1 protein-coding gene is annotated in these 255 nt (G+C 40.4%); it reads right to left on the bottom strand.

All coding sequences use genetic code 11. From position 1 onward, the window contains the following. On the bottom strand, window positions 1-255 hold a 255-nt coding region (locus tag WA325_RS21320; protein ID WP_336184166.1), incomplete at both ends, for an IS3 family transposase.

Genomic DNA, 255 nt, shown 5'->3' with positions numbered 1-255 from the left:
ATTGGCTGTTTAGTTTCGTTTGAATACGAATGTTGTTATAATAATAAATGTATTCTTTGACAGTGCGTTCTACGATGGCGGTCGTGGTTCGATTAATGCTGTTAAGATAGAACGTTTCAGACTTTAGGGAGGAATGAAACGATTCGATGGAGGCATTATCAGCGGGCGTCCCTTTGCGGGACATGCTCATGGTAATGCCTTTTGTTTTAACAGCTTTCTGATACTCATAAGATGTATACACAGATCCTTGGTCAC

Origin of the sequence: Bacillus sp. 205(2023) (genome assembly GCF_037027485.1) — a bacterium.
GTDB classification, from domain to species: domain Bacteria; phylum Bacillota; class Bacilli; order Bacillales; family Bacillaceae; genus Bacillus; species Bacillus halotolerans.
This window is presented reverse-complemented; position numbering and strand designations above follow the sequence as displayed.